Origin of the sequence: Steroidobacter sp. (assembly GCF_016790065.1) — a bacterium.
GTDB lineage: Bacteria > Pseudomonadota > Gammaproteobacteria > Steroidobacterales > Steroidobacteraceae > Steroidobacter.
Genome location: NZ_JAEUPY010000267.1, coordinates 1 through 5,925, shown reverse-complemented (window position 1 = coordinate 5,925; position 5,925 = coordinate 1). Strand labels below are relative to the sequence as shown.

At 62.1% G+C, this 5,925-nt stretch carries 4 protein-coding genes; all 4 read right to left on the bottom strand.

Features of this window, described 5'->3' with window-relative positions; all coding sequences use genetic code 11:
• Nucleotides 1-583: RNA polymerase sigma factor (locus tag JNL55_RS11660; protein ID WP_293852998.1), on the bottom strand; the 583-nt coding region annotated here is incomplete at its 3' end.
• A gap of 242 nt (nt 584-825) precedes the next feature.
• Nucleotides 826-2,916: a S9 family peptidase gene (locus JNL55_RS11655; protein WP_293852997.1), complete on the bottom strand. Its 2,091-nt coding sequence runs from the start codon at nt 2,914-2,916 to the stop codon at nt 826-828.
• 45 nt (nt 2,917-2,961) lie between these two features.
• On the bottom strand, nt 2,962-4,272 hold the full coding sequence (locus JNL55_RS11650) for an amidohydrolase family protein (RefSeq protein WP_293852996.1): 1,311 nt from the start codon (nt 4,270-4,272) through the stop codon (nt 2,962-2,964).
• Nucleotides 4,269-5,925: amidohydrolase family protein (locus JNL55_RS11645; RefSeq protein WP_293852995.1), on the bottom strand; the 1,657-nt coding region annotated here is incomplete at its 5' end. The genes JNL55_RS11650 and JNL55_RS11645, both read right to left, overlap by 4 nt.

Genomic DNA, 5,925 nt, shown 5'->3' with positions numbered 1-5,925 from the left:
ATCTTCGACGCTCCCGACCGACGCTCTGCTCCTCGCCGGCGTCCGAGTCTTCCTTATCCTGTGTGGCAGTAAATTCAGTGCCGAGCATGGCGTTGGCCAACTGGCGGAGCCCCTTCATGAGGTGCTTCTCAACGGTGCGGGGGCTGATACCGAGACGAACAGCGACCTCATTCTGCGAGAGCTGATCCACCCGACGCAACCATACGGTATCGCGACACTTGGGCGGCAACGCATCGAAGGCGACCGCCAGGCGACGCAGTTCCTGCCTCGCCTTCACGCGCTGCTCTGGTGAAATCTCGTCTATGAGGACGTTTAGTGCGTCTAGATCCCCCACCGTGTCGATGGTGATTACCCGTTGCCGCCGGATGCGATCGATCATGAGATGCCGCGCAGTGGCGAACAGAAACGCCTTGGCGGAGGCTGGCCTCGCAGTCATTCCAGATTGGTAGACTCGGATGTAGATCTCCTGACGCAAGTCAGCCACTTCGTCGCGCCGTGGCCACACACGAATCAGGTAGTTGACCAGCAGCTCCTCGTGAACGAGCACTTCGCGGACAAACCAGGCCTTGAGAGACTCGCTCATTTACCGCCCAACATACTAGGAAGAATCGCTAGTAGAAAGTGGGGTATCGGCGGCCGTCGTTCGTCTTCTATAGATTGGGCTCGGCCCTAGCGATACGACCCTCGCCGAGGCGACATAGGCACAGCCGGTCGCAGCCAGACAAACGAAGACCGCGATAAGCGCTGCTCTCATGAAGCAAAGATCCTCAGATCGAACAGGCGCACGAACATCCGCGGAAAATATCCGCGGCTGCTCAAACTGACTTACGGTGCGCTCGATATCCGCCTACCTCCGACCTGAGCCGCATCGTGCTTGCGGAACCAGCTCACTTCCATGAGCAGCGAGTTACGCAACGTGACGGGATGGGATCGCAGGCCATGCGTCTCGTCAGGGAATACCGTCAGTTGCACGTCGCGCCCGAGGTTGCGCAACGAGTAGTAGAACTTTTCGGCCTCCATCAGCGGCGTGACCCAATCGATCTCGCCTTGCATGATGAGCAGCGGCGTCACGATCTGCTCGGCAAGCATGACGGGATGGCGCCGCCAGTATTCAGATTGATAGCGCGCGTCCCACGGTGGTCCATTGAAATAGCGCCGGATCTGATAAGAACCGTAGACCGGCGCGCTCCACTCGCCTGGGTACCAGGATTGCGCCACCGCAGCCCTGAATTCCTGAGTGCGCCCCACTGTCCACGACGTGAGCAGTGCGCCGGCACTGATGCCGCGCAGGAACACTCTGTTGGGATCGCCCAAGCGATGCTCGCGAATCGCCTGCAGCACACCGACGACATCCAGCCCCATCTCGCTCGACGCATTTGGCTCGTCGAACCAACCGGGATAATGCTTGCGGTCGCTTAGCTGCATGAACTCACGGCCATAGCCGATGCTGCCGCGATAGTTCGGCTGGATCACTACATAACCTTGCGCGACGAAGAACTCGCGATCCGAGCTGAAATTAAAAGTACTTGCCGAGTATGGTCCTCCATGCAAGTCAACGACCACCGGCAGAGCACTGACATCTTTCACACCGCCCGGCTGTGCCACCACAGCATGAATAGTGCGACGGTCGGTATTCGCCGAGGAAAAATTGATTTCGCCGAGTCGCGACCACTCGCGCTGCCTGAGCGCTGGATTGGCATTTGTCCATTCCGTGACACGACCTAACAGATCCGCTGTAACTGCCTCCGCCGGCCGCCCAGCATCACATCTCAGGAAGGCAACCGTACCGTTCTCTGAGATGCGCGCGGCAGCACTGGTTGCCTCGTTGCTGACAACTTGCAATCGACCACTCCTGGCAACGCGAGCCAACGTCCATCTGCCTCGCTGCAGGTATTGCACGAGCCAGCCGCTGCTGTCCGGCAGCCACTGGAAGGCGCTGATGTTCAAGTCGCGGCCGTCGAGCGGCACTGTTTCTTTGCCGGTGCGCAGATCGCGAACCACCAGATCAAAAGGAAACACCACCGCCGAAGGCTCGCCATGCTGACGCAGGAAGGCGATGGCACGGCCGTTCGGAGCGACCGACGCGTCGAGCTCCACGCCGGGCTGCTCTGCAATCCAGTTCGTCGCTCCTGTTTGCACATCGATCCGCAACAGATCGCGATTCACGTTCCAGAGATTGGCTTGCCGATCCCGGCCTCGCGCGACCGAAATCGTCACCCAACGTCCGTCCGCCGACCAAGTTGCGGGGCCACCGTCACCGACCTCCGTCTCGGACAAGGAAACATCCACAGGCAACGCCAGCTCCTGCGTCTTTCCGGTGGCGACCTCGACGATGTACAGCTTCGTTTCGACTGACGGTACCCAGCTGCCGTTGTCCGAGCGATAGGCAGCATGATCGATGAGAATCGGCTGCTGTGCGGCAGCGGGAGACTCGGGCATCGCGAACCACGTTTGCGGTGGCGTCGGCACGTCCGAGATCATTGCCACCTGCGTTTCCGCAGGACTCCACGTCAAATACTTCGGTTGATGTTCTAGCGTCGCTAGCGTGGTCGTCGCTGCCCGTACTCTGTCATACGCACTGAGTGTCGCCCCGCCGTCCTTCTCGGAAACAAACAGCAACCTTTTACCATCGCGCGACCAGCTCGCGAGACTTGCGTTTGGTATCGTCTCGGTACGCAGCTCGTCGCCTGCTTTTTCGATGACACGCAATTCGCTTCGGCGAACGTCCGCCGCGATATCTGGCATGACCACGTTCACCGCAAGCGCCGAACCGTCGCGGTTGATCTCCACACTGCGTACCGCGTTCAGCCCAAGCAAATCGTCAGGCTGCAACGCCATCTGCGCACTCGCGCTCACGCTAGCGAGCCACAGCGCGAGCATCAGGACGATATAAAATGACTTACGCTCAGCCAGCATAAGCACCTCCGACACACGAGGTTGCAGCACCTTTCCCCTCCGGCATCACTCTTCTCTTACATCTTTCGGCAGTCCGCGGTACTTGCGCAGGTACTGCTCACGAAACTGAGCTTGGGGGTTGCTCATCGGGTCGATCTGCAGACCGTCGATCCAGATGCGCTCCACCCGACTCGAGGCTTCGAGGACATCGCCGCTCGCCACGAACAGCGTGGCTGCCTTGCCTGCATCCAGGGAACCCAGCCGATCGGCAACACCCAGCACCTCGGCGGGTGTCAGCGTGATCGCCCGCAGCGCCGCCTCCGCTCCCAGCCCGAAGGCCGCATACACGGCCGCCTCGTACGGCAGGTTTCGCTCGGCTGTGACGCCGCCGACCATGATGCGGAAGTCCCCGTTGTTGGCGATGATGACCTTCACGCCCGCCGCCGCCAGCTTCGCCGCCGCGGTGTAGCGCACGTCGAAGGCCTCGCTGCGCCGGCTCGGACCCAACAGCGCCTTGCCCAGCATCACCGGCACGTTCTGAGCTGCGATCTGTTCCGCCAGGCGCCAGGCATCGGCCTGGCCCTCCTTCTCCACCAGCACGATCTTCAGACTCTGCTCGCGAGCAAAAGCCAACGCCTCGCGGATCTGCCGTGCGCCGTTGATGTGGATCATCAGCAGCATCTCACCGCTCAGCGCCGGCAGCATGGCCTCCAGACGCAGGTCCGGCACGAGGATGCGCTTGTTTGCTTTCTCCAGTGCGTAGCCTCTCGCCTCACTCATGATCTGATGCAGCAGCTGATGATTCTGCTCGCTGTCCGGCCAGTGCAGATGCAACGCCACCAGCGGCTCGATCGTCATCTGCTGCTGCGTCCAGCCGCTGGCGCGCATCAGCGTGGAACGACCCGTGAACAACGCATCGCGGCCCGCGCCGGGCACGATCAGCGCCGTCAGCACCCCGTTGGCACGGGCCACCGGCCAGGCCATCGTGTCCGGGTCCACCCCGGCTGAGCCGCGCAGGTTGGCGTTGTTCACGCCCAGCTCCTGGAAGTAGTGCGAGGCACCGGGGACGGAAGTCTCCAACGGCCCCACTACCGCCAGCCCCAAGATACTGTTGGCGCTGATCAGTCCCGGATAGATGCGCTTGCCGGACACATCGATGCGCTGCGCATCGGCTGGCGCCTGTACGCGCTGGCCCAGGGCGGCAATCCGGCCATCCTGGATCAGCAGCTCACCGCCGGTTATCACGCCGTGACTCACCGTGTACAGGTCCGCACCGCTCAACAATTGCGTACGTGCAGAAGTGCCGGCCTGCGTCACTGCCATTCCCACAGTCAGAGACAGCAGCCCCGTGACCAGAAGTTTCCGTGCGACGTTCATGGTGTGCCTCCCGTGCAGCGTGCATCCGATCCGCTGTTGTTACAGCTGCGGATAAGCGCGATCATCCGCGCGCGCTCGCGTTCGATGCGGACCTGTTCCTGCCGGTCGGCATCGAGATCGAAGTAGCGCCGCCCGTCGATCCAGGTCTGGCGCACCTGGGCGTACACCGACAGCGGATGCGCACTCCAGATCACGAAGTCCGCGTCCTTGCCTACCTCCAAAGAGCCCGTGCGATCGGCGATACCCAGCAGGCGCGCCGGGTTGATCGTCAACAGGTTCATCGCCTGCACCTCGGTCAGGCCGTTGCGAACACTCTTGGCCGCCTCCACCATCGGGCGGTAGGCCAGATCACCATCATCCGAGTGCAGCGAAGTGAGAACGCCTTGCTGGGTGAGCAGAGTGGCGTTCTGAGGAATCTCGTTCAGGGATTCCATCTTGAATCCCCACCAATCCGAGGCCACCGCCGAGCCGGCCCCCGCCGCGGCCAGCTCCGGGGCCATCTTGTAGGCCTCGGAGGCATGATGGAACACCGGTTTCAATTCATACTCACGCGCCACTTCCAGGAACGTCTCCATGTCGTCCTGGCGGTGGCTGTGGATGTGCATGACGCAGCGACCCGAGAGCACTTCCAGCAGCGCTTCCATGCGCAGATCACGCCGCGGCGGCGGGCCACTACGGCTTTGCTGTTGATATTGTGTTTCGTAGGCGCGCGCGCGATTGAAGGCATCCCGCAGCGGATCCATGATGCCCATGCGCGTGTGCGGATAGCGCGTGCGGTTGGCGAGATCACCGCCCCAGGCATACATCGTCGCGTTATCGCCAATGGCGGATTTCATCGCACAAGGAGCGGTCGGGATTGGCAGATCAGCCGCACGGCCGCCCCAGCGCAGCTTGATCGCCTGCCCCTTTCCCACCATTTGTGTTCCCGAACCCGGCAACACCAACAAACTCGTCAGGCCCGCAGCCAATTGGTGATAAATCCGCATATGGTCCGCTTTGAGTACGTCGCTGATACGTACCTCACCAGTGACTAGAAGAGCATTCTCGGCAAACAGTCTCGACTCTCGATCCGGTGCACGACCCCGAAGATCTATCGCCGCGTGCGAGTGCGGATCGATTACTCCCGGCGTCACATGCAGACCCCGCGCATCGATCTCGACCGTGTTCGCAGGTGCCTTTAACGCACGACCCACTGCCTTGATGCGTCCCTGCTCCACCAGCAGGTCCGCCTGTTCCAGTACGCCCTGCGGCCCCTGCGTCCACACAGTTGCGTTGCGCAGGTGTAGTGACTGCGGCTGCTCTGGCAAGCTCTCTCGGCCGTACTCTCCGGCTGGATAGCGCAACACTCCGGGCAGCGGAGGCTTGGAGGTTGCTTCAGTGCTCGCGGCATTCGCACGTGCCGGAAGCGACCGCGCGTAGCGACGCCCATCTACCCACACCTCGTGGATACGCGCCGCGGCCGAACGCAGCAGATCCGCATCGGCGATCAAGAACTGCGCACGACGGCCCGGCTCCAGCGTACCCAGCTGATCCTGCATGCCCAGCAACCCGGCCGGCACGGTGGTCAGTGCAGCCAGCGCGGTCTGTTCATCCAGTCCCCGCGCCACCGTCTCGCGTACCCGCCGCAGGAACTGCTCTGGCGGATCGGACAGC